We start from the raw sequence: 24,471 nt of genomic DNA on the forward strand, positions 1-24,471 counted from the left end.
AAATTTGGCAGATCGATCATATCCGCTCTCCTGGACTAGCCGGGAGAGTGATTGTTCAGACCCGTTCGAGCGCGATGGCGATGCCCTGGCCGACGCCGATGCACATCGTCGCCAGCGCGTAACGGCCACCGCGCTCGCGCAGCTCCAGCGCCGCCGTGCCGGAGATGCGCGCGCCCGACATGCCCAAGGGGTGGCCGAGCGCGATGGCGCCGCCATTCGGGTTGACGTGCGGCGCATCCTCCGCGATGCCAAGCTGGCGCAGCACCGCGATGCCCTGCGAGGCGAAAGCTTCGTTGAGCTCGATGACGTCGAGCTGTTTTGGCGTCAGGCCAAGCCGTGTGCACAGTTTTTGTGTTGCCGGCGCCGGGCCGATGCCCATGATGCGCGGCGCCACGCCGGCGGCGGCCCCGCCGAGGATGCGGGCGATCGGCGTCAGGCCGTATTTCCTGGCCGACTCTTCCGAAGCGACGATCAGCGCCGCCGCCCCGTCATTGACGCCCGAGGCGTTGCCGGCGGTCACCGTGCCGCCTTGCCGGAACGGTGTCGGCAATCTGGCCAAAGCCTCGACCGTGGTGCCGGCGCGGGGATGCTCGTCATTCGACACGACGACCGCATCGCCCTTGCGCTGCGGGATCGTAACCGGCGTGATTTCCTTCGCCAGCCGGCCATTGGCCTGCGCGGCGACGGCCTTGTCCTGGCTGCGCACCGCGAAAGCGTCCTGGTCCGCGCGTGAAACCGAAAAATCCTCGGCGACGTTCTCGCCGGTCTCGGGCATGGAATCGACGCCACACTGGTTCTTCATCAGCGGGTTGACGAAGCGCCAGCCGATCGTGGTGTCGTAGATCTCGGCATTGCGTGAAAACGCCGTGTCGGCCTTGGGCATGACGAAGGGCGCCCGGCTCATCGATTCGACGCCGCCGGCGATCATCAATTCGGCCTCGCCAGCCCTGATTGCGCGGGCGGCGATGCTCAGCGCATCCATGCCGGAGCCGCACAGGCGGTTGACGGTCGAGCCCGGGATTTCCTTCGGCAGGCCGGCCAGCAGCAGCGCCATGCGCGCCACGTTTCGGTTGTCCTCGCCGGCCTGGTTGGCGCAGCCATAGACAACGTCGTCGACCGCCTGCCAGTCGACGCCGGCATTGCGCTCGACCAGCGCTTTCAGCGGAATGGCGCCGAGGTCGTCGGTGCGCACCGCGGACAGCGAGCCGCCAAAGCGCCCGATCGGCGTGCGGATATAGTCGCAGATAAAAGCCTCGGCCATGTCAGGCAGCTCTCCCATTTCCCTCATGCGCCGCCTTGGTGCGGGCGTGCGGGTCGCGCAATGTCTTCAGTTCGAGTTCGCCTGGCGCCCGCGTTTCGTCAAGCGCCTGCGCGAACTTAAGCAGCCAGCCACAGCTCGCCTGCGCCTGGCGACAGCCTTGGCCGCGAGCTCAATGCTTGATCCTGTCCCTCATCGCATACCACAGCATTCCCAGCACATAGAGCGGACCGCGCAGCGCCGTGCCTCCGGGGAAGGGCCTCGGGGTCAACGTCGAGAACAGGTCGAGCCGCGAGGCGTCGCCAGTGATGGCCTCGGCGAGCAGCTTGCCAGACAGCGTCGACAGGATGACGCCCTTGCCCGAATAGCCGTGCGCGTAATAGACCTCGCCATAGTGCCCGACATGCGGCAGTCGTGACGTCGTCACCGACACCAGCCCGCCCCATGCGTGATCGATACGACAGCCCGTAAGTTGCGGGAAGGTGCTTTCCATATGCGGCCGCACGAAGCCGGCAATATCGGCCGGCGGCGACGGCGTGTAGCGCTCGCCGCCGCCGAACAGCAGGCGGCCGTCCGCCGACATGCGGTAATAGTTGACGACGAAACGCGTGTCGGACACTGCGACATTGGCCGGGATGACGCTGCGGGAGCCCTCCAGCGGCTCGGTGGCGACGATGTAGTTGCCGACCGGCATTATGCGGCTGTTGACGCGCGGCTCCAGCCCATTGAGCAGCGCATCGCCAGCCAGCACGACATGCTTTGCCCGCACCGATCCCTTTGATGTCGAGACCCGGATCGAAGGCTCGCGCTCAAGCCGCACGGCCACCGAATTCTCGTGGATGACGACGCCGGCCGCGCTTGCAGCGCGGGCAAGCCCGAGCGTGTAATTCAAGGGATGCATGTGGCCGCCGAGCGGCTCGTACATCGCGCCGTGATAGGGCGTGTCGACCTTGGCCCGCGCCTCTCCCGCCGACAGGATCTCGACGTCGCGGAATCGCATCACGCTCTCGAGGCATTTCGCCTCTTCCTCCAGATCCCTGAGATCGGAGCCGTTGACCGCGCCGACCAGATGGCCGGTCAGCCTGAGATCGCAGTCGATTGCATGGCGCTCGATAATGTCGAGCACCAGGCTGCGCGCCTCGAAGGCGAGGTCGAACAGCGCCTTCGCCCGTTCAGGCCCGTAAAGCTTGACCAGGCCCTTGGCGCCCTTGCGCAGGCCGGGGATCATCTGGCCGCCATTGCGGCCCGAAGCGCCCCAGCCGATCTTGCCGCCTTCCAGCAGCACCACCTTCAAGCCGCGTTCGGCGGCGTGAAGAGCGGCCGACAGACCGGTGCAGCCGCCGCCGACGACCACCAGGTCGGCCTCGGCATCGCCGATGAGTGCAGGATGGTTCGGCGCCGGATTGGCGGTGGCGACATAGTAGGACTTGCCGATGTCGAGACCGGAATTGAAACCCGTTGAAGATGCCATGATCACACCTTCAACAGCAGGTGGTCGCGTTCCCAGTTCGTCACCACGCTCTGGAACAGGTCGAGCTCGACGCTTTTCACGCGCAGATAGGTCTGGAAGAAGTCCTCGCCGAGCAGTTTGCGCACCGGTTCACAGGCCTCGAAACGATCCAGCGCCTCCTCCATTGTTTTCGGCAGCGTGCTCTTGATCTTGTACGCATTTCCGGATGCTTCCGCCGAGCGCGCCAGCTTCTGTTCGACGCCCAGATAGCCCGCCAGAAGCGAGCCGGCGATCGCCAGATACGGGTTGCAATCGGCACCCGGCAGCCGGTTCTCCACCCGCCGCGCAGCGCGCCCGCCGGCCGGTACTCGCAGGCCGCAGGAGCGGTTGTCATGTGACCATTCGATGTTGGCCGGCGCACTGTGGTTCGGTCTAACGCGCCGGAACGAGTTCACGTTGGGGGCGAACAGCGGCATGATTTCGGGAATGTATTTTTGCAGGCCGCCGATGAAATGACCGAACATCGCGGTATCGGCATCGTCACTGCCGGCAAACAACGTGTTGCCGGCCTCGTCGATGACGGACATGTGCAGATGCATCGAGCTGCCGGCCTGTGCGGCGATCGGCTTGGCCATGAAGGTCGCATACATGCCGCCTTGCTGGGCGGCCTGGCGCGTCAGCCGTTTGAACAGCAGCACCTTGTCGGCCAGCGGCAGGGCGTCGCCGTGCAGGAAGTTGATCTCCAACTGCCCCGGTCCCGATTCATGGATCAGCGTGTCGAGCGGCAGTCCGGCGGCCGCCGCATAGTCATAGACGCGCCGGACCACCGGTTCGTATTCCTCGAGCGCCGCCATGTCGTAGGGATGCTGCACCGCCTCGGCGCGGCCATTGCCGCCGGTGGGCGCGGTCAGCGGCTTGTCAGGATCGGGATTGGGCGCGGTCAGGTAGAATTCGAGCTCCGGCGCCACTACCGCCCGCCAGCCGCGCTGCCGGTAGAGATCGAGCACGGCGCGCAGGACATGGCGCGGCGAGGCCATCCAGGGCCGGCCGTCCATGTGGAAGGCGTCGGCGAAGACGTAGGCCTTGCCAGCGCCGGCGCCCGGCGCCAGGCAAAGCGTCGAGACATCGGGCACCATGCGCATGTCGGGGTCCGAATACGCGAACCCCTCGTCGATGGAACCGGAATAGCGGCCGTCTATGCTGACCAGGAAGGCGCTGCTCGGCAGATAAAGTGCACGGTCTTCCAGCGCCTTGAGGAATTTTGCCGTCGGCAGCGTCTTGCCGCGCAGCACGCCGTTCATGTCGGGCACAAGGCATTCGACCTCGTTGATGCCGTGCTGCGCCAACCAGGCCTTGGGATCGGTGGAGGGCACGGTATTCGTGTTCTTCTCAAGCATTTCGTTCAAGTCCGTATCAGAGAGAGTATGGCTTGCGCGGCCACGTCCGTTCCGGGGTTCAGCGCCATCTGGGCTGCATTTCCCTTGAGGCGGGCGCGCATGGCGTCGTCGGCCAGCAGGCCGAGAATGGCTCTCTCCAATACTCCTTCGGTCCAGCCGTCACGACCGATATGGTCGCCGGTGCCGGTCTCTTCGGCGCGGCGTGCATTGTCGTGGCCGTCCCGGCAATAGGGCATGATCAGCGACGGCACGTCGAAGCGCAGCGCCTCGCAAAAGCTGTTGTCGCCGCCATGATGGCTGAACAGTTCCGACTTCGCCACCGCCGAGGGCTGCGGGAACCAGGCGTCGAGAGAGACATTGTCCTGCACCGCGCGGTAAGCGTCGGGCAGACCGCCGACATGACGATGAAGCGCGCCGGCAGCTTGTCGGCGAGACGCCGGAAAGGCCGGCATGGCAGATGAAGGCGGGCGCCACGCGCACGCACGGCCTGCGCGATGCCGATGCAATCCAACGCCGCGCCGAAGCTTGCTTCGGGAAACAGCGCGACGTTCGGGCTGGCTTTACGCGTCAATTATTCCTCTTCATTCCGGCTGGCTGACCATGCCGAACGGCGCGGGAGCGCCGCGGCCGCCTGCTTGCGGTCGCAGTTTGCGAGGGCCGCAGATGGACGCGAAGCAGATCAGCAGTCACCTAATACTGCCGGCTTTCGAACTGGTCGAGTATTTTCAGACGTTCGCGCAGCGATTGCCGCAGCCGGAAGAGGTTGGCGGCCGCCGGCATCTATGCCGGCAGCCGCCGCAGCTTGAGGTGATCGGACAAGGCATCCGCCACGAAGCGATTGGCCGCAAACACATGTGAGGCCGGATGCCCCGTCGTCCTTGGCGATGCTACGGCGTCGGTTGCATTGCAGCGGCCGTCTCGTCGATCTTGCCGGCAAGGACACCTTGGGCCCAAGCGGCAACGTCGGCGTCGACGGGCTTGTTGGCCATATCCGTCAACGCCGCGTCGAGTGCGGCCGGGTCGGTGCCGACCGCCGCCGCGTCGACCACTTCCTGCTGGGCGTCGATCTGGTCCTGCAGAGCCGATATCTGTCCAGGCAGGGCCGCCTGCTCCTCGGGCGACATGGCGGCGATCTGGTCCGGCGTCAGCGACGTCAATGTGTCCAGCTGTGAATTCAGAGCGTCCAGCTGGGCTTGTGCGACCTTGGCTTTGGCCGACTGCGTGACGAAGGCCTGAAGCGCAGCGAATTTCTTGCTCTTGGAATTCATATAGGCGTTGACGTTGCGCTGCAGCGAGTTCAGCCGGCCGAGCTTGGCGTGGAGGTTCTTTTCCTTGGGCAGGGACGAGACCTTCGTCTTCGTATCGACCGTGGTCGTTGTGTCCATTGTCGCCTTGGCTACGTGCCCCCGGGCCGACGAGGACTTGCCGTGCGCGGCGCCGCTGCCGCCGTGGGTGCCGCTGTTGCCGTGGGCGCCACCATTGCCATTGCCATTGCCGCCGCTGTGACCACCACCATTGCTATGCCCGTTGCCGCCGGCGACGGCCAGCGCCGGAGACGCCAGAAGCGCCAATGCGGCCAGCGCCGCGAACACAGTTTTCCGGTTTGTCATGATGATCTCCTCGGGATACGCCGCCCTGCGCCCGCTGCTATGGTAAGTTCGTATGAGAAGCCGCTAACTATGCGCAGTAAACTTTAGATAAAGACTGTCTCAATAAGAGAGTAGAGCAACCTGCCGATACCATAACTACCTGATATCGAATAAAAATCTACGTTTTCAAAGGGCTGTGGTACTGAAGTCCCATGCCAGTCGGACGATGGTCCGAACTGCCGGTCAGAGTTGATTTCGGTACTGCCGGCCGGCGACGCGGCTCTGGCCCAGAACGCGCATGCGATGGCGCTTTTCATCAACAGGCTGAAGGCCAAGGCGGCTGGTTCAGCCTATACTTTCGCCACCGTCGATCACCAGCGCCTGGCCGGTCATGAAGGATGATCGATCGGAAACGAGGAACAGGATCGCCTCGGCGATTTCCTCGGCGCTGGCCCAGCGCCCCATCGGGATCTTGGTGCGGACATAGTCTTCGATTGCTTCGCGTCCGCCCATCTGGGCGATGAACGGTCCATTGAACGGCGTGTCGACCCAGCCCGGGCAGAGCGCGTTGACGCGCACATTGTGGCGGGCATAGTCGAGCGACATCTGCCTGGTCATCGCCACCACGGCATGTTTCGACGTCGCATAGGCGATCATCTCGCGGTCGTAGAACACGCCCGAATTCGAAGCCGTATTAAGGATGACGCCGCCGCCCTGCGCGACCATCGATGGCATGACGATCCTCGCCGCCAGGAACTGCGCCCGCACATTGACCCGCCAGGAGGCATCCATGCCGTCGGCCTCGACCTCGGTCAGCGTGCCGCCGACCTGGATGCCGGCGTGATTGTGCAGGATGTCGATGCGCCCATGCCGGTCGATCGTGCCGATAATGAGTTCTTCGACCGCCGAGTCGTCCGAGACGTCGGTGGCTACCGCCTCCGCCCGGCCGCCCGCGGCGCGTATGTCCGAAGCCGTCGCCTCGCCGGCAGCCTGGTCCCTGTCTGCTATGACGACCACCGCGCCTTCCCTGGCCATGATCATGGCGCCGGCGCGCCCGATGCCGGAACCGGCGCCTGTCACCACGGCGATGCGGTCTTCGAGGATCATGATGCGACCTTCAGTTTGACGGCTTGCGCTGGCGCAGCTGCCATTGGGCAAGCACCACGAGCAGGACAGAGGCGACGAGCACGATCGTCGCTATGGCATTGATCTCCGGCGTCACCCCGCGCCGGATCGACGCAAAGACATAGATCGGCAGCGTCGTCTGCGCGCCGGCGACGAAGAAGGCGATGATGAAATCGTCGAAGGAGAAGGTGAAGGCGAGCAGGAAGCCGGCGACCACCGCCGGCATGATCTGCGGCAAGACGATCGAGCGGAACGTCGTCAGCGGCGTGGCGTAGAGATCGCTGGAGGCCTCGACCAGATTGCGGTCGAGGCTTGCGAGGCGCGTGCCGACGATCATCGTCACCAGCGCCATCGAGAACAGGCCGTGCGCGGCGATGATCGAACCATAGCCGAGCGACAGGCGCGGCGGCTGGTCGTCCGGCCAGATCGAGGCGAGGAACGGATTGACGACGGCAAACAGCTGGACGAGCGCGACCAGTGTCGAAATGCCGATGACGACGCCGGGGACGACGATCGCGGCCCCAAGCAAGGCGTCGAAGACAGCGCGGGTCCGCACCCCGACGCGTGCCAGGCCAAGGGCTGCCGCGGTACCGAACACCGCCGCCAGCAAGGCGCTGGTGGTGGCGATGAACAGGCTGTTCTTCAGCGCCTCGACCAGGAACGGGTTCGCCAACGCCTTGCCGTACCATTGCACCGAAAAACCGGTGAATTCGCTGGCGTGGTGACCGGCGTTGAAGGAGAACAGCACGACCAGTGCGATCGGCAGGTAGAGGAAGACGAAGACGGCAATGACGAAGGCGCGCATCAGATCAAATCCACCCGGCGGGCGCCCGAGACGCGGGTCGAGATGCGGTTGGCGGCAATCAGCACCACAACCGAAACCAGCACCAGCGTGATCGCGATGGCCGATCCGAACGGCCAGTTGCGCGATTGCAGGAACAGGTCGACCAGCGCATTGCCGATGAAGAACACCTTGCCGCCGCCGAGCAGCGTCGGAATCAGGTACTCGCCGAGCAGCAGGATCATCACCAGGGAGAAGCCGGTCATCACGCCGGGCAGGGACAGTTTCAGGGTCACGCCTAGAAAAGTGGAGAGCGGCGTCGCGCCGAGATCGGCGGAGGCCTCCAGCAGGCGACGGTCGAGCCGCTCGAGGCTGACATAGATCGGCAGGATCATCAGCGGCAGGTAGCCGTAGACGATGCCGAGCAGGACGGCGCCCGACGTGTTGATGAGCCTGACATCCTCGATGCCGACAAAGGCGAGCAGCGCCGGGATGCCGCGTCCGCCCAGAATGTACATCCAGGCATAGGTCCGCATCAGAAGGCTGGTCCAGAACGGGATGACGACCAGCGCAAGCAGGATCAACCGCCAGCGCTGCGGTGCCCGCAAGGCGAGGTAATAGGCGACGGGATAGGCGACGAGCAGACAGGCGAGCGCGCCCACCGGCGCGAGCACCATCGTGTTCCAGAACGCGGTCGCGCGTGCCGGAAGATTGGCATATTGCGCCAGTGTGAAGGCCGCCTGATAGCCGCCCTCCGGCGCCCGCTCGCCGACGCTGAAGACGGCGATGGCCATGAACGGCAGCACCAGGAACACGACGAGCCAGGCGGCCGCCGGCCCGAGCAGCATGGCCGTCAGCAGATTTTTGCGAATGCCGCGCATCGAAGGATTGCCCCGGTGCCGGCGGGTCGGGGCCCGCCGGTCAAGTTTGTCTCGAATGGGATTTGTTGCCCGCCTGGCTCAAGCAGACTTGAAACGCGCCATCAGCTCGGCGCGGCCCGGATCAGTCAGCGTTGCAGCAGCGCCGAACTCCAGCGGCGTCAACAGGTCGGCCGCCGGATAGAGGATCGGATTGTCCAGCACTTCCTTGGGAAGCAGTTTGTTGACGCGCGCGTCGGTCGAGGGCGCGCCGTTGGCGAGGTGCTCCTTCACCGCGACCTGCGGGTTCATCAGATAGTTAAGCAAGGCATAGCCGGCGGGCTTGTTCGGCGCGTCTTTCGGGATGGCATAGAAGTCGGTCCAGATCTCGCCGCCTTCCTTGCCCAGCACATAGGCGATCTCGGGAATGTCGCGATGGAGCTGCGCGCCGTCATTGGTCCAGCACATCGTCATCCAGGCGTCGCCCGCGCGCATTCCCGGCTGGTAGTCGGACGACACCGCGAACAGATGCGGCTTGACCTTCAGCAGAAGCTCTTCGGCCTTGGCGAGTTCGTCCTGCTTGAGCGAGTTGAAGGAGTAGCCATAATATTTCAGCGCATTGCCGATGGTTGTGAGCTGGTAGTCGTGGACCATGGTGCGGCCGTCGCCTTCCGCCATGGCAGTGTCCCAAAACTCCTTCCAGCTTGTCATCGGCTTGGTCAGCTTCTTGGTGTTGACGGCAAAACCTGTCGTGCCCCAGTTCTTCGGCACCGCGTAGATGGTGCTGTCGATCGTGCCCTCGGAGGTGAAGCGCGGGTCTTCCTGCGTGCCATCGAAATTCGGCAGCTTGGCCATGTCGAGCGGCTCGATTATGCCGAGCTTCTTGTAGGTCGAGATCGTGTAATTGGTCGGCACGAACAGGCTCCAGCCCGAGGCGCCCGCCTGCAATTTGGCCAGCATCTCCTCGTTGGAACCGAACACGTTAACCTCGACGGCGACGCCTGTGTCCTTCTTGAAGTTCTCGAAGGTCTGCGGGTCGTGATAGTTCGGCCAGGTGGCGATCGACATGCGGTCGCCGAGGTCTTCGGCGGCGAAGGCCGGCGTCGGCATGATGCCGATCTCGCGCACCATCACCGCCGTCGCGATGCCGAGGCCGGTGAGGCCGAGGAAGTCGCGGCGGCCGATCGAGCCGCGCTTGAGGCGCATCAGTTGGTCGACGAAATTCTCGGGGCTTATCGGCAGTCCGTCACGATATGATTTCGACATGTTTTTCTACCCTCTGGTTGGTCCCGTTGTTCTTTGGGTCCGCAAACGCCAGCGGCGTTCCGGCGGCAAAGCCGATGGCGACGGGTTCACCCGGCTTGAAGAGATTGCCTTGGCCGACCACATGATCGGTCTTGGCCAGCAGCGTTCCGATACCCTGGACCTCGACCGCGTATTCCGCCGTGGAGCCCAGAAAGATCCGGTTGCGGACGATGCCCCTGAGCGGGCCGCTTGTCGGACCACCGAGGCTGAGCGATTCAGGACGCAGGCTGACCGAAACGGTTTCCCCCCGTCGCAAGGCGGCCCGCTTGCGCGCCGCAATGACCGTGCCGTCCGCCAGTTTCACATCCACCAGGTCGCCTGAATGCCCGGCGACGGCGCCGCTCAACAGATTGGTCTTGCCGACGAAATCGGCGACGAACAGGTCGGCCGGCTCGTCATAGATTTCGCTGGGTTGGCCGAGCTGGACGATGCGGCCGCCATTCATGACGCAGACGAAGTCGCTCATCGACAGCGCTTCCTCCTGGTCGTGGGTGACAAGCACGAAGGTGATGCCGATCTCGCGCTGCAGGTTCTGCAATTCGATCTGCATGTCGGTACGCAGCTTCTTGTCGAGCGCCGCCAGTGGCTCGTCGAGCAGCAGCACCGCCGGCTTGTTGACCAGCGCGCGCGCCAGCGCGACACGCTGCTGCTGGCCGCCGGACAATTCGTGGATCTTGCGCCTGTTATAGCCGGCGAGCCGCACCATTTCGAGCGCCGCGCCGGCGCGCTCGCCGATCTCGCGCGACGCGAGCCGCGGCCGTGCCTGGCGCAGGCCGTAGGCGACATTGTCTTCCACATCCAGATGCGGGAACAGCGCGTATTGCTGGAACACCATGTTGACCGGCCGCCTGTAGGGCGGCGTGCCCGCCATGTCCTGGCCGCGGATGAACACCTTGCCCTCGCTTGGCTGCTCGAAGCCGCCGATCATGCGCAGGCACGTCGTCTTGCCGCAGCCGGATGGTCCGAGCAGAGCGACAAAGGCGGAGGGCGGCACGGCCAGATCGATGCCGGTGACCGCGGTCACCGCGCCATAGCGCTTGGTGACGCCGCGAAACTCGATGTCGGGCACTGCGGTCAAGGCTGCGGGCTCCAGCGACAGGCGATGCGATTTCAGGACGCTACCAGAGCCAATGGCAGCTAGTATATACCTCGCAGGTGGTATATCTCACCTATTTTCTCGTTTAAGGGGGTATTGGATGTCCCGCAGCGACGACTACAGCCAGCTCGCCGCGCTGGTCGCGGCGACGCGGGAGACGAGCGGCGACCTCTTCGGCAAAGCGATGGTCGCGTGGCTGCGGCAGCATGTCGGCTTCGATCATTGCGTGATCTTCGGCTACCGCGGCGCTGCCCGTCCGCCGCTGCTGTTCGAGACCTTCTCTGCGACCGAGAGCCATGTCTTCGTCGCGCTCTACCAGGAAGGACCCTATCTGCTCGACCCGTTCCATCACGCGGCGGTCGAACGCAAGGAAGGGTTCTGGCGCATGCGCGAGCTGGCGCCGGACCGCTTCTACGCCAGCGAATATTTTCGCTCCTACTACAGCCAGACCAGGCTGGCCGAGGAGGTCGGCTTCTTCGTGCCACTGCCGGGCAAGGATGCGCTGGTGCTTTCGCTGATGCGGCTCAGCGCTTCAGGTCCGTTCGGAACCGCCGACGCCAGGCTGCTGCGCGACATGGCGCCGGCGGTGATTGCCTTCGCCAGGCTGCGCTGGCCCGCCCTTCCCGCCGACGAGCCGGCCGAGGCCACACCGGACGAGGCGATCGCTCAGGTCAACGAGTTCGACCGCGCCCATATCTGGAAGAGCTTGTCGCTGACACCGCGCGAAAAGCATGTCGTCGACCTGGTGCTGCAGGGGCATTCCACGGAATCGATCGCCAGGGCCATGCGCATCGTGCCGGGGACGGTGAAGGTCCATCGTCGCAACATCTACCGCAAGCTCAAGATCAAGTCGCAGGCCGGTCTCTTCGCCCGCTTCGTCGAGATCATCGATGCGCGGACAAGATAAATCCACGGCCTTTCGATCAGGTCCTTGCGCCAGCCTCCCAGGAACCGGTCTCGGCCATCTGCTTCAGCCGCGGCGCCGGCTTGAAGACATCCTTGCCCGTCCGCTGATGCCAATATTCGAGCCGCTGGACGATCTTGTCCGCGCCTTCGAGACCGGCCCAGAACATCGGCCCGCCCTTGCCGATGGGAAAGCCGTAGCCGTTGACCCAGACGACATCGATGTCGGAGGCGCGGGCGGCTATCTCTTCTTCGAGGATTTTCGCCCCTTCATTGATCAGTGGGTAATGCGTGCGCTCGATGATTTCTTGCGCGCTGATTTCGCGCGGCGCGATGCCCTTCTTTGCCGCCTCGTCGCGGATTAGCGCCTCGACTTGCGGGTCTGGGACCGGCATACGTGACCCGTTCTCGTAGAGATAAAAACCTCGACCGGTTTTCTGGCCGAAACGCCCCTGTTCGCACAGCGTGTCGGCGATCACTGCCGTCTGGCCGCGGGCCTTGCGGTTGCGCCAGCCAATGTCGAGGCCGGCGAGGTCGCCCATCTGGAACGGCCCCATCGACCAGCCGAAATCGGTGAACGCCTTGTCGATCCGGCTTGGCGTCGCGCCCTCCAGCAGGAGCGCTTCAGATTCGGAGCCGCGCGCGGCCAGCATGCGGTTGCCGACAAAGCCGTGGCAGACGCCGACCACGACGGCGACTTTACCGATGCGGCGCGCCAAATCGACCACCGTCGCGAGCGCATCGGGCGCGGTCTTTTCGGCGCGCACGATTTCCAGCAGCTTCATGACGTTGGCCGGCGAAAAGAAATGCAGGCCCAGCACATCCTGCGGGCGCGAGATCGAGGCGGCGATTTCATCGATGTCGAGATAGGAGGTGTTGGTGGCAAGGATGGCGCCCGGCTTGGCCGCGGCGTCGAGCTTGCCGAACACCTCCTTCTTCACAGCCATGTCCTCGAACACCGCCTCGATGATCAGGTCGCAATCGGCGAGGTCGGCGTAGTCGATCGAGCCGGTGAACTGGGTAAGCCGCTGCCGCTTGGCGTCTTCCGTCAAGGAACCACGCGAGACCGAGACGGCATAGTTCTTGTCGATCATGCCGAGCCCGCGCTGCAAGGCTTCCTCGCTGGTCTCCAACAAGGTGACTGGAAAACCGCCATTGGCGAAGGCCATGGCGATGCCGCCGCCCATCGTGCCGGCGCCGATGACGCCGACGCGGGCGATCCTGCGCTTGACGAGATCCTTGTCAGGAATCCTTGCCGCCTCACGCTCGGCGAAGAACAGATGCCGCTGCGCCCGCGACTGATCACCGGCGACCAGATTCACGAACAGTGCGCGCTCCGACGCCAGCGCCTCGTCGAAGGGCAGCGTGACGGCATTGCGCACCGCCTGCGCACAGGCGATCGGCGCTTCGAGGCCGCGCGCTTTTCGGGTAAGAGCAGCAGCCTCGTCATCGAAGGCCGCCATATCGGTTTTCTTGATCTCGTCATCGCGATCGCGCACCGGCGTGAACGGACCACCCTTGCGGGCGATCTCCCTGGCGAAGTTCACGGCATGGGTGGTCACGTTACTGTCGAAGGCAGCATCGACCAGTCCGGCTCCATGCGCCTCATCAGCACCGATCGGCGCGCCGGAAACGATCATCCTCAGCGCTTTGATCGCGCCGACGAGGCGCGGCAGCCGCACCGTGCCGCCGCCGCCCGGCAGCAGGCCGAGCTTCACCTCGGGCAGGCCGAGCCTGGCGGCGGCATCGGCAACGCGGAAATGGCAGCCGAGCGCCAGCTCCAGCCCGCCGCCGAGCGCGGTGCCGTGGATGGCGGCAACCGTAGGCTTGGCGATCGTTTCCAGCGTCGCCACAATGGCGCGGAGTTCAGGCTGCCGCACCGGCTTGCCGAATTCGGTGATGTCGGCGCCGGCCACGAAAGTCCGGCCCGCGCAGGCGATGACGATGGCCGCGACCGAAGGGTCGTCCCGCAATGCCACCAGCGCCTGCATCAGCGGCTCTCGGACATGGAAGCTCAGCGCGTTGACCGGCGGGTTGTCGATGGTGACGATGGCGACATCGTTGTCCCTGGTGACGCTGACGAAACTGGACAAGCTGAACCTCCCGAGACCTGCTGCGATCGGCAGGGTTTACTAGGCCGCGCCGCGAATGGGAACCGCGTGTCGCACTGGCACAACGCTTGTCAGGACAGGCTGTAGGGCGGCAGCTGGCGAGTTGCGGTTGAAGGAAGGCACGAATATCACCGCACCGCCTTCTCCCCGCCGGCCGCCGTGATCACGCCGACAATGATCAGCCCGGTCAAAAGCAGGCGCACGCCGGCGCTGACGCCGAATGTGTTGAGCATGGTGAGCAGCAGCACCAGGAACAGCGCCGCGCCCCAGACGCCTGGCACGTTGGCCTTGCCCCCGGCCACCGACGTGCCGCCGATGACGACGACGGCTATCGAGGCCAGCAGATACTCGTTGCCGATATCGACATTGGCGCCGCGGAAATAGCCGGCGAGCAGCGCGCCGTCGATGCCGCCGAGCGCCCCCGACAGCGTATAGGTGAGGAAACGGACGCGGCCGACATTGACGCCGGCGAGCCAGGCGGCGCGGATGTTCTGGCCGATCGCCAGTACAGAACGGCCATAGATCATGCGCTGCAAGGCGATGGCCGCGCCGAGGGTGAACAGCACGGTGAGAACCGCCAGCACCGGAATGCCGAGAACCTGCCGGTTGGCGAAATCGGCAAAACCCGGCGGCGGCTTGATCTGCAACCCGCGCCCGTAGCTGATGTCGACCGACTGGATGATGAAGCTCGCGGACAATGTGGCGATGATCGGCGGAATGCGCAGCGCCCAGATCAGCAGATAGTTGGCGACGCCGATGGCGGCACCACAGGCAAGCGCGGCCAGCAGGCCGGCCACGATCATGGCATCGCTGCCACCCATCACCTTCATGGCCACCGCGCTGGCTAGGCCGATATTGGCCGGCAGCGACAGGTCGACGTTGCCGGGCCCAAGTGTGATGACGAACATCTGGCCGACGCCGACGATGACGGTGAACACGGCCAGCGACAGCGCGGCGGTGACCATGCCGCCGGCGCCATAGCCGCCGGTGAAGGCTATCGTCGCCAGCCACACGACAAGCGCGCCGATGAACGACCAGATCCAGGGTTTGGCGGTCAGCGATCTCAGCAATGTCATCGCTTACCTCTCCCTTCGGCTGATCAGCACCCGCGCCGCCAGCACGATGATCAGGATGGCGCCGTTGGCCGCCACCTGCCAGTCGGGCGGGATGTGCATGAAGGTGAGCAGCGGCGATGCCGCCAGCGCCAAGGTCAGCGCGCCGATCACCGCGCCGATCGGCGACACCCGGCCGCCGACGAATTCGCCGCCGCCCAGGATGACGCCGGCGATCGAAAGCAGCGTGTAGCCATTGCCGATATTGGCATCGGCCGAGGTGGTGATGCCGATCAGCGCCATGCCGGACAGCACGCCGAACAGACCCGTCAGCGCGAACAACACGACCTTGGTCTTGAGCAGCGACCAGCCGGCGCGTTTGAGCGCGGCCGGGTTGCCGCCCGAGCCGCGCAGAATCACGCCATAGGAGGTGCGCATCAGCCCGAAATGGACGATCAGTCCGATCACCAGCGCCGCGATGATGGGGAAGGGCACGAAGGGCGGCTTGAACGCCATGATCGCCAGCAGCCAGTCCGGCGCCTTGCCGCCCGGTTTGGGCAGGATGAGAATGGCCAGCCCCTGCCAGACGAAACTCATGCCCAGTGTCACCACGATCGACGGCAAATTGCGCAGGTGGATCAGCGCGCCGAGCAATGCATAGACGCCGATCGATGCGAGCAGGACGGCCACACCGATGAGAGGCGCGTCCTTCAGCCAGGTCGCGGTGACGCAGCCGACGAAACCGACAAAGGTGCCGATCGACAGGTCGAGCTCGTTGCCCGATATGACGAACATCTGCGCGATCGTCGCCAGCGCGATCGGGATCGCCAGGTTCAGCATCAGGCCGAAGCCGAAATAGCTGATGGCGCGCGGATTGAGCCAGGCGATGGCGAGCAGCACCAGCGCCATTGACAGCGCCGGCAGCAGCCCGCGTAGCAGGCGGGCGCGCGCCGCTCCGCTCCCGAAAGTCTTTGAACCGTTTTGAACCGACACGGCCGTCATCTCAGGCCGCGTCGCCGAAGGAGGACTGGATGATCTTTTCTTCCGTCAGCTCGTCGCGCGTCAGATTGGCGACGATACGGCCGTTCTTGAAAACATAGACGTGGTCGCAATTGTCGAGTTCTTCCGTTTCCGTGGTGTACCAGAGGAAGGTGCGGCCTTTGCCGGCCTCCTCGCGCACGAGATCGTAAACCTCGAGCTTGGTGCCGATGTCTACGCCGCGCATCGGGTCGTCCATCAGCACGATGCCGGCATCGGAGCCGAGAGCCCGGGCGAACAAGGCCTTCTGCTGGTTGCCGCCCGACAGCGAAAAGATGTTGTTGTTCATATCAGGCGTGCGGATGCCGATCTTCTTTTGCCAGAACCCGGCCAGTTCGGCCTCGCGCCGCGGCGAGATCAACAGCCCGTTGCGCAGCCGTGCCAGCGAGCGGATGCCGATATTTTCAGCGATCGACCACTGCGGAAAGATGCCGTCCGACTGGCGGTCGCCGGCCACTAGCGCCACCGGTGCGGTGACGTCGATGCCGGCCTTGGCGCGGGACGCGGCGGCGAAAATCGCGAGCAGCAGGTCGGTCTGGCCATGCCCGGCCAGGCCGGCAAGTCCGATGATCTCGCCGGCGCGGGCCACCAGCTCCTTGCCGTCCTGCTGCCGCACCGGCCGGGCACGCACGCGCAACGGGCCGGCCTCGGCTTTCCGGGTTTCGGTGGGCGCCCTGTGATGTGCTTCGGCACCGCCCATAGTGGCGACCAGCCTATCGCGGTCGAAGGCGTTCGCCGCGTCGGCGGCGACAACCTTGCCGTCGCGCATCACGACGATGCGATCGGCGTTCTGCAGCACTTCGCCCAGCACGTGAGAGATCAGGATGCAGCTGCCGCCCGACGCGACGAAGCGGCGCACGAAGGCAAGCAACTGGCCCGCCGTGTGCGCGTCGAGCGAGGAAGTCGGCTCGTCCAGGATGACCAGGTGCAACGGCTCGCGGGTCAGCGTGAACGCGCGCGCCACCTCCACCATCTGTCGCCGTCCGATGGAAAGGTCGCCGGCGATGTCGGCCGCCGAGATGCCATGGTCCGGAAAGATTTCGTCCAGCTTGGCCGCGATCAGCGCGGCCGCCTTGCGCCGCCAGCCGAAGCCGGTGAGCGAGGCGTGGTTGATGCGCGTGTTCTCGGCGACGCTGAGATTGGGACACAGCGACAGTTCCTGGAAGACGCAGCGTATGCCGAGCTGCTGCGCCCGCGACACCGAGTAATTCCCCTCGGAGCCGCCATGCACGCCGATCGTGCCGCTGTCGGGCGCCAGCGTGCCCGCCACCATATGCATGAGCGTCGATTTGCCGGCGCCGTTGTGGCCGACGAGGCCGACGCACTCGCCGGGCCTGACATGGAAATCCACCCCACCCAGCGCGCGAACGGCGCCGAAGTGTTTTTCGGCGCCGCTCAGTCTGATGATGTCCGCGTTCCCTTCAGGCATGCTCAACGATATCCGGTCGGCGATGTGCACGGCAACGCGTGTGCGACATTCACTTGATATTGGCTTTGATGGCCGCGATGGCATCTTCCTGCGTGTATTCGTGGGTGGCGACACCGCCCTCCTTGATTTTCGGCAACGCGGCTTCGAAATCGTCCTGGGTGAAGGCGAGATACGGCACCAGCAGGTCGTGCGGAATGTCCTTGCGGCCATCGAGCACCTGCTGCGCCACCCAGAAGGCGAGCGTCGAGACACCGGGCGCAATCGAGGCCGACCAGGTCTGGTAGCCGTCCTTTTCCTTCTGTTCTTTCCACCATTTCAGCTCGTCCTGCCGATTGCCCATGATGATGGTCGGGCGAGGCTTACCGGCTGCGGCGAAGGCTTGCGCCGCGCCATAACCGTCGCCGCCCTGGTCGACGATGCCGACGATGTCGGGCAGCGAGGGCAGGATGGTCGCCACCGCTTTCTGCGCCGTCGTCTGGTCCCAGTCGCCGGTCACCGAGCCGACGATCTTGAACTCGGGATGGGCGGCGACCCCTTCGAGGATGCCGGCATGGATGGCGTCATCGATCGAGGTGCCGGCGAGGCCACGGATCTCGAGCAGGTTGCCGCCCTTGGGCTGGAACTTGGCCATATGCTCGACTTCCTGCTTGCCCATGTCCTTATAGTCGACGACGACGCGGTAGGCGCAGGGTTCGGTGACGATGCCGTCGAAGGAGACCACCACGATGCCGGCGTCGCAGGCCTGCTTGATGGCGCCGTTCAGCGCGTCGGGCGAGGCGGCGTTGATGACGATGGCGTCATAGCCCTGCAGAATCAGGTTCTGCACCTGGGCTGCCTGTGTCGGCACTTCCTTGTCGGCCGTCGTGAAGACATCGGCGGCCCCGACCACCTTGTCGGCCACCGCCTTCTTGGTGACGGCGTCATAGCTGTCGAGCATCGCCTGCCGCCACGAATTGCCGGCGTAATTGTTCGAGAAAGCAATCTTCTTGCCGCTGGTGTCGGCAAAAGCCGTACCAGCGGCGAGCACCATTGCAAGGGTGCCCAGAACGAACAGTTTCTTCATGTCATACTCCTCCCAAAGGTTGCTGGTCTTGACGGCTGATGATGAGTTTCGGGCTCGCGTTCCTGTTTTTTATCTATTGTCAGACAAAAGTGCAGAAGGGCGGCAAGCTGTCAACTGCAATCCGCGGCGGGCTGGCGATCAACTTCAAGTGCGTCGATTGAAATGGCTTCGACAGATAGGCTAGGCATGCGGGCAGGAGGCCGCAGACGCATGGCAGTGACGCCGATCGTTCCCGCAGGCGCCCCGGGGATTCCGGCGCGCTGGACGTCGAGCGCCAAGAGCGGCGTCGGCGCGGCGCTTTCGCCGTCGAGCCGCGTCTGGTTCACGCTCAGCCATGGCATCCTGAACGAAATCTATTATCCCCGTGTCGACAGTGCCTGCACGCGCGACCTCGGCCTGATCGTGACCGGCCCGAACGGATATTTCTCGGAAGAAAAACGCGATGCCGCGCATGGCATCGAACCGTTCGAAGAGGGCGTGCCCGCCTACAGGTTGATCAACACCGCCGATGACGGCGCCTACCGGATCGAAAAGCGCATCCTGGCCGACCCGGCGCGACCAACCTTGCTGCAGGAGATCGCCTTCACTCCGCTCAAGGGCGCGCCGGGCGACTACCGCGTCCACGCCTTGCTGGCGCCGCATCTGGTCAATGCAGGCATGGGCAACACCGCCTGGGTCGGCGACCATGGGGGAGAGCCTGTGTTGTTTGCTTCGGGCCGCGGCACCTGCCTGGCGCTGGCCTCATCGCTGCCCTGGCGGAACTGCTCGGCCGGATATGTCGGCGTCTCCGACGGCTGGCAGCAACTCAAGCACACCGGCCAACTCGATCCAGCCTTTCAGCGAGCCGAGGACGGCAATGTCGCACTGACCGGCGAAATCGGGTTTTCCGCCAACAGCTCCAAAGCCCTGCTGGCGCTGGGCTTCGGGGCGACGCCCGAAGACGCTGCTCGGAACGCCTTCGCCAGTCTCGGGCAGGGTTTCTCGGCGGCGGCAACGTCCTACGTCGAAGAATGGCGCGAATGGCAGGCGGGTCTGCTGCGACTGGATCGCCATGGCGCGTCCGGAGTGAACAGCTACAGGATCTCCACCGCCGTCCTGGCGGCGCACCGGTCATCGCTCATGCCGGGCGCGGCGGTCGCCAGCCTGTCTATCCCATGGGGCTTCGACAAGGGCGACGACGATCTCGGCGGCTACCATCTGGTCTGGCCGCGCGATCTGGTCGAAACGGCGGGCGGCTTTCTCGCCGCCGGCGATGCCGCTTCGGCCCTGCAAACCCTCCACTATCTCCGCTCCATCCAGCAGCCGGACGGCCACTGGCCGCAGAACGCCTGGCTCGACGGATCGGCCTATTGGCCGGGCATCCAGATGGACGAATGCGCCTTTCCGCTGCTGCTGGCCGATGCGCTGCGGCGCCAGGGCCATTTGCCGCGCGCCAGACTCTCTTCCTTCCTGCCGATGATCGAGCGCGCCGCAGCCTATGTCGTGCGCAATGGACCCGTCACCGGCGAGGACCGCTGGGAGGAAGACGCCGGTTACAGCCCGTTCACGCTCGCCGTCGAGATCGCGGCGCTGCTTGCCGCCGCGGATATGCTGGAGGCCTGCGGCAAGCGGGATGCGGCAAGCTATCTGCGCGAAACCGCCGACGGCTGGAACGACCAGGTCGAGCGCTGGACCTATGTCACCGGCACGGCAAGCTGCGAGGCGGTTGGCGTCACCGGCTACTATGTCCGCATCGCACCGCCCGACAGCGCCGAGGCCGGTTCGCCGAAGGACGGCTATGTGCCGATCAAGAACCGCCCGCCCGGCGATGCCGCCCGGCCGGCCCAGGAAATCGTCAGCCCGGACGCCTTGGCGCTGGTGCGCTTTGGCCTCAGGGCAGCCGACGATCCACGCATCATCGACACGGTCAAGGTCATCGACGCGCAGCTGCGCCGGCAACTGCCGCAGGGGTCGCTCTGGTATCGTTACACCGGCGACGGCTATGGCGAGCACGAGGACGGCGCGCCATTCGACGGTACCGGCCGGGGCCGCCCCTGGCCGTTGCTCGCCGGCGAACGGGCCCACTACGAGCTGGCGGCCGGACGCAAGGACAAGGTGACCTCGCTGCTCGCGGCAATGGAGGGCTCGGCCGGACCGGGCGGCCTGTTGCCGGAGCAGGTCTGGGACGGTGCCGACCTGCCCGGCCGCGAACTGCTGCATGGCAAGCCCTCGGGCAGCGCCATGCCGCTGGTCTGGGCGCATTCCGAACACATCAAGCTGTTGCGCTCGCTGCGTGACGGCGCGGTGTTCGACATGCCACCGCGAGGCGTCGAACGCTATATCGACAAAAAGACCGTCTCGCCGTTCCGGACATGGCGCTTCAACAACAAGATCCGTTCCATGCCGGCCGGCAAGACAATGCGCCTCGAGCTTTTGGCGAAGGCGACCGTTCATTGGAGCGTCGACAATTGGACGACCGTGCATGACAGCGCGACCAGCGAGAATGCTCTCGGCATCCACCTCGCTGACCTGCCGGTCGCCAGCCTGCCCGAGGGGAGCACGCTGATCTTCACTTTTTTCTGGCCCGGCAGCGGCGATTGGGAGAATGTCGACTTCTCCGTCATCATTGGTGAACAGGACAGAGTGTAGATCCTTCCCACCAGATCCTCTTCAAGACACAAGGACGAGACCATGCAGATCGGAATGATGGGACTGGGCCGGATGGGCGCCAACATGGTCCGGCGCCTGATGCGCGACGGCCACCAATGCGTCGTCTACGACATCAACCCGGCAAGCGTCGCCGCCTTGGTCAAGGACGGCGCGATCGGCGCAGCCTCGATGGAGGAGTTCGTCGGCAAGCTCGCCAAGCCGCGCAGCGCATGGCTGATGCTGCCGGCGGCGATTACCGGCAAGATCGCCGACCAGGTGGCGGCGCTGATGGAACCCGGCGACATCATCATCGATGGCGGCAATTCCTACTATCACGACGCCGTCGACCAGGCGGCTGAACTCGCGGCCAAGGGCCTCAGCTATGTCGATGTCGGCACCAGCGGTGGCGTCTGGGGGCTGGAGCGCGGCTACTGCCTGATGATCGGCGGCCCGGACGAGGCAGTGCGGCATCTCGATCCGATCTTCGCCACGCTGGCGCCGGGCGCCGACGCCGGCGCCAATCCGGCCAAGGACGCCGGAACCGCGCCCTTCGGCTATCTCCACTGCGGGCCTAGCGGAGCCGGACATTTCGTCAAGATGGTCCATAACGGCATCGAATACGGCGTCATGGCGGCCTATGCGGAGGGCATGAACATCCTGAAGTCGGCCAATGCCGGCAAACGGCAACGTTCGGCCGACGCCGAGACCAGCCCGCTGGAAAACCCGCAATATTACCAGTTCGACATCGACCTCCCCCAGGTCGCCGAAGTCTGGCGGCACGGCAGCGTCATCGGCTCCTGGCTGCTCGACCTCACGGCCGGCGCGCTGAAAGCCGATTCGGCGCTGACCCAGTTCGGCGGCAGGGTCTCGGATTCGGGTGAGGGACGCTGGACGCTGAAGGCAGCCATCGACACCGGCGTTCCGGCTCCGGTGCTGTCCTCGGCCCTGTTCGACCGCTTCTCCTCGCAAGGCGAATCCGAATTCGCCGACAAGCTCCTGTCGGCCATGCGCTATGCCTTCGGCGGCCATGTCGAAAAACCGAAGGCCGGCTCGTGACGGCGACAGGAGAGACACACTCATGAGCCAGGAACGGTCCGACACGCTGGTGCTCTTCGGGGCGACCGGCGACCTCGCCCACAAGAAGATATTTCCGTCCCTCTACGCCATGGTCGCCAAGGGGACGCTCAGCGAGCCGGTAATCGGCGTCGCCTTCGACGCCTGGGATTTGAAGAAATTGCAGGATCGCGCGCGTGACGGCATCGTCAATGCGCTCGGCAAGATCGACGAGAAAGTGTTCGCCAAGCTCGCTTCGCTGCTGCGCTATGTCAGCGGCGACTATCGCGATCCGGCGACGTTCGAGAAACTGAAGAGCGCGCTGGGCACCGCCCAGCGGCCGCTGCACTATATGGCGGTGCCGCCGACCATGTTCGAGACGGTGGTGCAGGGCCTGGAGCAATCGGGCACGGCGCGCGGCGCGCGGCTGATGGTGGAAAAGCCCTTCGGCCATGACCTGCAATCGGCACGCTGGCTGAACCGGGTGCTGCATCTGGTGTTCGACGAACAGTCGATCTTTCGCATCGACCACTATCTCGGCAAGGAAGCGATCCAGAACCTGCTCTATTTCCGCTTTGCCAATTCCTTCCTGGAACCGATCTGGAACCGCAATTTCGTGGAGAGCGTGCAGATCACCATGGCCGAGGATTTCGGCATCGACGGGCGCGGCCGCTTCTATGACGAGGTCGGCTGCGTCAGGGACGTGATCGAGAACCATCTGCTAAACATCCTCCTGCTGCTGGCGATGGAACCGCCTGTCGGCCGTTCCGCCGACGACCTGATCGATGAGAAGGTGCAGGTGCTGCGCGCGATCCGCACCTTGACCAAGGACGATATCGTGCGCGGCCAGTTCGACGGCTATCTCGCCGAGCCCGGCGTGGCGCCCAACTCGCCGGTCGAAACCTTCGCCGCGGTGCGCTTCCTCGTCGACACCTGGCGCTGGCGGGACGTGCCGTTCTTCATCCGCGCCGGCAAGAACATGCCGGTGCATGCCACGGAGGTGATCGTGCGGCTGAAGCGGCCGCCGCTCGATGTCTTCGACCCGATCAAGCCGAACGACGCCAATTATGTGCGCTTCCGCATCGACCCGCAGGTGGCGATCTCGATCGGCGCGCAGCGCAAGGCAGCGGGCGACGACATGATCGGCGAGCAGGTCGAACTGACGGCGCTCGATGACAGCAAGGGCGACATGCCGCCCTATGAACGGCTGATCGGCGATGCCATGAACGGCAATGGCCAGCTTTTCACCCGTCAGGACGCCAGCGAGCTCGCCTGGCGGATCGTCGGGCCGGTGCTCGGCGACACCACGCCGCCGCATCTCTATGAACCGAAGACCTGGGGGCCGGCCGAGGCGATGAACGGCTTCGGGCCGCCGAACGGCTGGATCAATCCATCGAAATAGGCTGGGAGACGGCAGCATGGCCAGGACGGCAAGGCCGAAAACGGCGAGCAGCGACCCGACCGTGCTGTCGATCGACATCGGCGGCTCGCACATCAAGATCCTTACCAGCGCAAGCGGCACTGAGCACCGCGCCGATTCCGGGCCGGATCTCACACCGCAGCAGATGATCGATGCGGTGAAGGTGCTGGCCGACGGGCTCTCCTACGACGTCGTCTCGATGGGCTATCCCGGCCCGGTGCATCACAACAGGCCGTTGCTCGATCCCGCCAATCTCGGCAAGGGCTGGGCCGGCTTCGACTTCGCCGCGCAGTTCGGCAAACCGGTGAAGGTGGTCAACGACGCGCTGATGCAGGCCATCGGCAGCTATGAGGGCGGTCGCATGCTGTTCCTGGGGCTGGGAACCGGCCTGGGTGCGGCGATGATCGTCGACAATGTCGCCCAACCGATGGAACTCGCCCATCTCCCCTACAAGAAGGGCAAGAGCTTCGAGGACTATGTCGGTGAACGCGGCCTGGTGAAACGCGGCAAGAAGAAGTGGCGCAAATCCGTTTTCGACGTCGTCGAGAGGCTGCGCGCCGCCATGCAGCCCGATTATGTCGTCATCGGCGGCGGCAATGTCGACAAGCTTGACGATTTGCCCGCCGACAGCAGGCGCGGCGACAACACACGCGCCTTCGAAGGCGGATTTCGTCTGTGGCGAGACAAGGCCCTGATCGTCTGATAGTATTACAGTTCAGTATAGTTATTCAAAATAATGTGCGACGCCGTGCCAAGTCGTTGCATTGCGCAGATTTGCCGACTAGGAATTCCGGCGCACTACATCGCGACGCACCGCGCGGGACGCGCAAAGACGCCGCCGCACTTTGACTTTGCGCATCATCCCATCCGAAACCGTGCCGATTTCGGGCCCCATACGCCATAGACGGAGGAAAAT

The 24,471-nt window shown here is 64.8% G+C and carries 21 protein-coding genes and 1 pseudogene; 6 read left to right on the plus strand and 16 right to left on the minus strand.

Going from position 1 to position 24,471, the window contains the following annotated elements; genetic code table 11:
• Positions 1-55 precede the first annotated feature (55 nt).
• The 5 genes and pseudogenes from pcaF to FJ964_RS12430 all read right to left on the minus strand — a co-directional run bounded on the left by pcaF (position 56) and on the right by FJ964_RS12430 (position 4,557).
• A complete protein-coding gene (gene pcaF / locus FJ964_RS12410) occupies positions 56-1,261 on the minus strand; it encodes a 3-oxoadipyl-CoA thiolase (RefSeq protein WP_140550657.1) in 1,206 nt (401 codons plus the stop codon).
• A gap of 1 nt (position 1,262) precedes the next feature.
• A pseudogene (locus FJ964_RS31335) lies at positions 1,263-1,412 on the minus strand (CoA-transferase subunit beta); the annotation flags it as partial.
• A gap of 18 nt (positions 1,413-1,430) precedes the next feature.
• Entirely contained in the window at positions 1,431-2,729 is a 1,299-nt protein-coding gene (locus FJ964_RS12420; RefSeq protein WP_181172447.1) for an FAD-binding oxidoreductase, read from the minus strand.
• A 2-nt stretch (positions 2,730-2,731) separates the two neighbouring features.
• Positions 2,732-4,105 carry a glutamine synthetase family protein gene (locus FJ964_RS12425; protein WP_140550945.1) on the minus strand — a complete coding sequence of 458 codons (1,374 nt, stop codon included), beginning with the start codon at positions 4,103-4,105 and terminating at the stop codon, positions 2,732-2,734.
• A 5-nt stretch (positions 4,106-4,110) separates the two neighbouring features.
• The gene (locus tag FJ964_RS12430; RefSeq protein ID WP_224658666.1) at positions 4,111-4,557 is read right to left on the minus strand and encodes a nucleotide disphospho-sugar-binding domain-containing protein; all 447 of its coding nucleotides are present in this window, start codon (positions 4,555-4,557) and stop codon (positions 4,111-4,113) included.
• Positions 4,558-4,768: 211 nt separating this feature from the next.
• On the opposite strand from FJ964_RS12430, the gene FJ964_RS12435 reads away from it, so the two are divergent.
• Complete coding sequence (locus FJ964_RS12435; RefSeq protein ID WP_140550658.1) at positions 4,769-4,963, plus strand: hypothetical protein; 195 nt, start codon at positions 4,769-4,771, stop codon at positions 4,961-4,963.
• Between the two features lie 29 nt (positions 4,964-4,992).
• On the opposite strand, the gene FJ964_RS12440 is transcribed toward FJ964_RS12435, so the two are convergent.
• The 6 genes from FJ964_RS12440 to FJ964_RS12465 form a co-directional block, all read right to left on the minus strand.
• Positions 4,993-5,715, minus strand: coding sequence for a hypothetical protein (locus FJ964_RS12440; RefSeq protein ID WP_140550659.1), 723 nt, complete (start codon positions 5,713-5,715; stop codon positions 4,993-4,995).
• 324 nt (positions 5,716-6,039) lie between these two features.
• Complete coding sequence (locus FJ964_RS12445; protein WP_140550660.1) at positions 6,040-6,801, minus strand: glucose 1-dehydrogenase; 762 nt, start codon at positions 6,799-6,801, stop codon at positions 6,040-6,042.
• Positions 6,802-6,811: 10 nt separating this feature from the next.
• A complete protein-coding gene (locus FJ964_RS12450; RefSeq protein ID WP_140550661.1) occupies positions 6,812-7,624 on the minus strand; it encodes an ABC transporter permease in 813 nt (270 codons plus the stop codon).
• On the minus strand, positions 7,624-8,481 hold the full coding sequence (locus tag FJ964_RS12455; protein ID WP_140550662.1) for an ABC transporter permease: 858 nt from the start codon (positions 8,479-8,481) through the stop codon (positions 7,624-7,626). The genes FJ964_RS12450 and FJ964_RS12455 overlap by 1 nt, the downstream gene beginning before the upstream one ends.
• 78 nt (positions 8,482-8,559) lie before the next feature.
• Positions 8,560-9,723 carry a spermidine/putrescine ABC transporter substrate-binding protein gene (locus tag FJ964_RS12460; RefSeq protein WP_140550663.1) on the minus strand — a complete coding sequence of 388 codons (1,164 nt, stop codon included), beginning with the start codon at positions 9,721-9,723 and terminating at the stop codon, positions 8,560-8,562.
• A complete protein-coding gene (locus FJ964_RS12465) occupies positions 9,704-10,840 on the minus strand; it encodes an ABC transporter ATP-binding protein (RefSeq protein ID WP_140550664.1) in 1,137 nt (378 codons plus the stop codon). The genes FJ964_RS12460 and FJ964_RS12465 overlap by 20 nt, the downstream gene beginning before the upstream one ends.
• A 118-nt stretch (positions 10,841-10,958) precedes the next feature.
• Between FJ964_RS12465 and FJ964_RS12470 the strand changes: the two genes are divergently transcribed.
• Complete coding sequence (locus FJ964_RS12470; RefSeq protein ID WP_140550665.1) at positions 10,959-11,765, plus strand: LuxR C-terminal-related transcriptional regulator; 807 nt, start codon at positions 10,959-10,961, stop codon at positions 11,763-11,765.
• A gap of 16 nt (positions 11,766-11,781) precedes the next feature.
• Here FJ964_RS12470 and FJ964_RS12475 read toward each other — a convergent pair whose 3' ends face one another.
• From FJ964_RS12475 to FJ964_RS12495, 5 genes are all read right to left on the minus strand, one after another.
• Positions 11,782-13,854 carry a 3-hydroxyacyl-CoA dehydrogenase NAD-binding domain-containing protein gene (locus FJ964_RS12475; protein WP_140550666.1) on the minus strand — a complete coding sequence of 691 codons (2,073 nt, stop codon included), beginning with the start codon at positions 13,852-13,854 and terminating at the stop codon, positions 11,782-11,784.
• 146 nt (positions 13,855-14,000) lie between these two features.
• Positions 14,001-14,948 carry an ABC transporter permease gene (locus FJ964_RS12480; protein ID WP_140550667.1) on the minus strand — a complete coding sequence of 316 codons (948 nt, stop codon included), beginning with the start codon at positions 14,946-14,948 and terminating at the stop codon, positions 14,001-14,003.
• A 3-nt stretch (positions 14,949-14,951) separates the two neighbouring features.
• On the minus strand, positions 14,952-15,926 hold the full coding sequence (locus FJ964_RS12485; protein ID WP_140550668.1) for an ABC transporter permease: 975 nt from the start codon (positions 15,924-15,926) through the stop codon (positions 14,952-14,954).
• Position 15,927: 1 nt separating this feature from the next.
• The gene (locus FJ964_RS12490; protein WP_140550669.1) at positions 15,928-17,391 is read right to left on the minus strand and encodes a sugar ABC transporter ATP-binding protein; all 1,464 of its coding nucleotides are present in this window, start codon (positions 17,389-17,391) and stop codon (positions 15,928-15,930) included.
• Positions 17,392-17,440: 49 nt separating this feature from the next.
• Complete coding sequence (locus FJ964_RS12495) at positions 17,441-18,454, minus strand: ABC transporter substrate-binding protein (RefSeq protein ID WP_140550670.1); 1,014 nt, start codon at positions 18,452-18,454, stop codon at positions 17,441-17,443.
• 210 nt (positions 18,455-18,664) lie between these two features.
• Here FJ964_RS12495 and FJ964_RS12500 point away from each other — a divergent pair, with 210 nt between their 5' ends.
• The 4 genes from FJ964_RS12500 to FJ964_RS12515 are packed head-to-tail and all read left to right on the plus strand — an operon-like array spanning position 18,665 to position 24,258.
• A complete protein-coding gene (locus tag FJ964_RS12500) occupies positions 18,665-21,082 on the plus strand; it encodes a glucan 1,4-alpha-glucosidase (protein WP_140550671.1) in 2,418 nt (805 codons plus the stop codon).
• Between the two features lie 42 nt (positions 21,083-21,124).
• Positions 21,125-22,138: a phosphogluconate dehydrogenase (NAD(+)-dependent, decarboxylating) gene (gnd, locus tag FJ964_RS12505; protein ID WP_140550672.1), complete on the plus strand. Its 1,014-nt coding sequence runs from the start codon at positions 21,125-21,127 to the stop codon at positions 22,136-22,138.
• A gap of 22 nt (positions 22,139-22,160) precedes the next feature.
• Positions 22,161-23,537, plus strand: a complete 1,377-nt coding sequence (gene zwf, locus FJ964_RS12510) for a glucose-6-phosphate dehydrogenase (RefSeq protein ID WP_140550673.1) — start codon at positions 22,161-22,163, stop codon at positions 23,535-23,537.
• Between the two features lie 16 nt (positions 23,538-23,553).
• The gene (locus tag FJ964_RS12515; RefSeq protein ID WP_140550674.1) at positions 23,554-24,258 is read left to right on the plus strand and encodes an ROK family protein; all 705 of its coding nucleotides are present in this window, start codon (positions 23,554-23,556) and stop codon (positions 24,256-24,258) included.
• The last annotated feature ends 213 nt before the right edge of the window (positions 24,259-24,471 follow it).

The organism is Mesorhizobium sp. B2-3-2, from assembly GCF_006442295.1.
GTDB lineage: Bacteria > Pseudomonadota > Alphaproteobacteria > Rhizobiales > Rhizobiaceae > Mesorhizobium.

Bases quoted from the DNA above. Each gene is read 5' to 3' on its own strand.
- pcaF (WP_140550657.1), bottom strand. From the start codon at position 1,261: ATGGCCGAGGCTTTTATCTGCGACTATATCCGCACGCCGATCGGGCGC.
- FJ964_RS12420 (WP_181172447.1), bottom strand. From the start codon at position 2,729: ATGGCATCTTCAACGGGTTTCAATTCCGGTCTCGACATCGGCAAGTCC.
- FJ964_RS12425 (WP_140550945.1), bottom strand. From the start codon at position 4,105: ATGCTTGAGAAGAACACGAATACCGTGCCCTCCACCGATCCCAAGGCC.
- FJ964_RS12430 (WP_224658666.1), bottom strand. From the start codon at position 4,557: ATGCCGGCCTTTCCGGCGTCTCGCCGACAAGCTGCCGGCGCGCTTCAT.
- FJ964_RS12435 (WP_140550658.1), top strand. From the start codon at position 4,769: ATGGACGCGAAGCAGATCAGCAGTCACCTAATACTGCCGGCTTTCGAA.
- FJ964_RS12440 (WP_140550659.1), bottom strand. From the start codon at position 5,715: ATGACAAACCGGAAAACTGTGTTCGCGGCGCTGGCCGCATTGGCGCTT.
- FJ964_RS12445 (WP_140550660.1), bottom strand. From the start codon at position 6,801: ATGATCCTCGAAGACCGCATCGCCGTGGTGACAGGCGCCGGTTCCGGC.
- FJ964_RS12450 (WP_140550661.1), bottom strand. From the start codon at position 7,624: ATGCGCGCCTTCGTCATTGCCGTCTTCGTCTTCCTCTACCTGCCGATC.
- FJ964_RS12455 (WP_140550662.1), bottom strand. From the start codon at position 8,481: ATGCGCGGCATTCGCAAAAATCTGCTGACGGCCATGCTGCTCGGGCCG.
- FJ964_RS12460 (WP_140550663.1), bottom strand. From the start codon at position 9,723: ATGTCGAAATCATATCGTGACGGACTGCCGATAAGCCCCGAGAATTTC.
- FJ964_RS12470 (WP_140550665.1), top strand. From the start codon at position 10,959: ATGTCCCGCAGCGACGACTACAGCCAGCTCGCCGCGCTGGTCGCGGCG.
- FJ964_RS12480 (WP_140550667.1), bottom strand. From the start codon at position 14,948: ATGACATTGCTGAGATCGCTGACCGCCAAACCCTGGATCTGGTCGTTC.
- FJ964_RS12485 (WP_140550668.1), bottom strand. From the start codon at position 15,926: ATGACGGCCGTGTCGGTTCAAAACGGTTCAAAGACTTTCGGGAGCGGA.
- FJ964_RS12490 (WP_140550669.1), bottom strand. From the start codon at position 17,391: ATGCCTGAAGGGAACGCGGACATCATCAGACTGAGCGGCGCCGAAAAA.
- FJ964_RS12495 (WP_140550670.1), bottom strand. From the start codon at position 18,454: ATGAAGAAACTGTTCGTTCTGGGCACCCTTGCAATGGTGCTCGCCGCT.
- FJ964_RS12500 (WP_140550671.1), top strand. From the start codon at position 18,665: ATGGCAGTGACGCCGATCGTTCCCGCAGGCGCCCCGGGGATTCCGGCG.
- gnd (WP_140550672.1), top strand. From the start codon at position 21,125: ATGCAGATCGGAATGATGGGACTGGGCCGGATGGGCGCCAACATGGTC.
- zwf (WP_140550673.1), top strand. From the start codon at position 22,161: ATGAGCCAGGAACGGTCCGACACGCTGGTGCTCTTCGGGGCGACCGGC.
- FJ964_RS12515 (WP_140550674.1), top strand. From the start codon at position 23,554: ATGGCCAGGACGGCAAGGCCGAAAACGGCGAGCAGCGACCCGACCGTG.